This window comes from Streptomyces sp. NPDC002130 (assembly GCF_040296465.1).
Lineage (GTDB): Bacteria > Actinomycetota > Actinomycetes > Streptomycetales > Streptomycetaceae > Streptomyces.
On the sequence record NZ_JBEOXI010000841.1, the window covers coordinates 1 to 1,421 of the forward strand.

Annotated in this window: 2 protein-coding genes and 1 pseudogene; 2 read left to right on the forward strand and 1 reads right to left on the reverse strand. The window is 62.2% G+C overall.

Annotation, left to right across the window (positions count from 1 at the left end):
• Positions 1-94 (reverse strand): annotated as a pseudogene (locus ABT116_RS46170) (NADP-dependent isocitrate dehydrogenase); the annotation flags it as partial.
• Between ABT116_RS46170 and ABT116_RS46175 the strand changes: the two are divergent.
• Both ABT116_RS46175 and ABT116_RS46180 read left to right on the forward strand, forming a co-directional pair.
• Positions 75-560, forward strand: a complete 486-nt coding sequence (locus ABT116_RS46175; protein ID WP_351647190.1) for a hypothetical protein — start codon at positions 75-77, stop codon at positions 558-560. The pseudogene ABT116_RS46170 and the gene ABT116_RS46175 sit on opposite strands and share 20 nt — an antisense overlap.
• A 97-nt stretch (positions 561-657) precedes the next feature.
• Positions 658-1,421 (forward strand): FAD-binding oxidoreductase (locus ABT116_RS46180; protein WP_351647192.1); only part of this gene is annotated, 764 nt, incomplete at its 3' end.

Here is a 1,421-nt window from a genome sequence, read left to right on the forward strand (position 1 = left end):
CCAGGCGGACCGTGCCCGTGGTGGCGATCTCGAACGTCTTGTCGTGGCTGCCGTACTCCTCGGCCTTCTGCGCCATGAGGCCGACGTTCGGCACCCTGGTACTCGATCTTGCAGACGAGTTCCTCGATGATGCCCGAACCGCGCAGACCGGTTGTCATCAGGAGGGTGCGCTTGAAGCCGAGATTCTTGGCCTCCACACCGATGATGTCGTGAGCGCCCACACCCATCAGGGCGCGAGGGAAGGGGTGGAACTCCTTGATGGGAAAGTCCCAGATCTGGTTGAGCTCGATAGCCATCGGTATCTCCTCAGGGATGTGCACGAATGTGACTACGGGAGGGATTCGAGCCGATCCTTTGTGACCGGCGTCTCACCTGGTTCCCACTGTGTACCGACAAACAGCCCGTGCACAGGCTTCGGCAGCTCAACCGCCCGGACGCCGCCCGTGAACCGCCCGTTCGGGCAGGTGATCGCCGCCCCGGACCGCCAGGACGGTTGGATCAGACCGCCGTGGTTCCCGCTGATCGGGAACGTGTTGCTCGGCGACTACGATCCCCAGTAGCTTTTCATCACTGCTAACATTGAACTAGAACACGTTCTAGATGTTGCACTTCACTGACCTGCGCTTTACCCAGCTTCACGAGAGGACTAGCTTCGCGATGACGACAGTCGAGGTACCGCACAGCTCGCGATCGGCGGTACTCACCGTGTCCGGAGTCATCGAAGAGACTTCCGACGCCCGGTCGCTGGTGTTCGAGATTCCCGCAGAACTGAAGGACAAGTTCGACTACAAGCCCGGTCAATTCCTGACCCTGCGCATCCCGAGCGATCAGACCGGCTCGGTCGCACGCTGCTACTCCCTGGCCAGTTCGCCCTTCACCGACGACGCCCCCAAGGTGACCGTCAAGCGAACCGTCGACGGTTACGGCTCCAACTGGTTGTGCGACAAGCTCCAGGTCGGCGACACCATCGAAGTGCTGCCGCCGTCAGGTGTCTTCACGCCCAAGTCGCTCGATCACGACTTCCTGCTCTTCGGTGCAGGCAGCGGTATCACTCCGGTGATCTCGATCCTCAAGTCCGCCCTCACGCAGGGCAGCGGCAACGTCGTGCTGATCTACGCGAACCGCGACGAGAAGTCCGTCATCTTCGGCGCCGAACTTCGCGAGTTGGCAGCGCAACACCCCGGCCGCCTCACGGTGGTCCACTGGATCGAAACCGTGCAGGGACTCCCCGCCGTCTCACAGTTGGCGACACTGGCCAAGCCATTTGTCGCGTACGAGGCCTTCATGTGCGGTCCAGGCCCCTTCATGGACGCCGTCCACAAGGCACTGGCAGAGGCCGGCATGCCCCGCACGCAGGTTCACGCCGAGGTCTTCAATTCACTCGCCGGCGACCCGTTTCGTGACGTCGAGGTAGCCGAGGT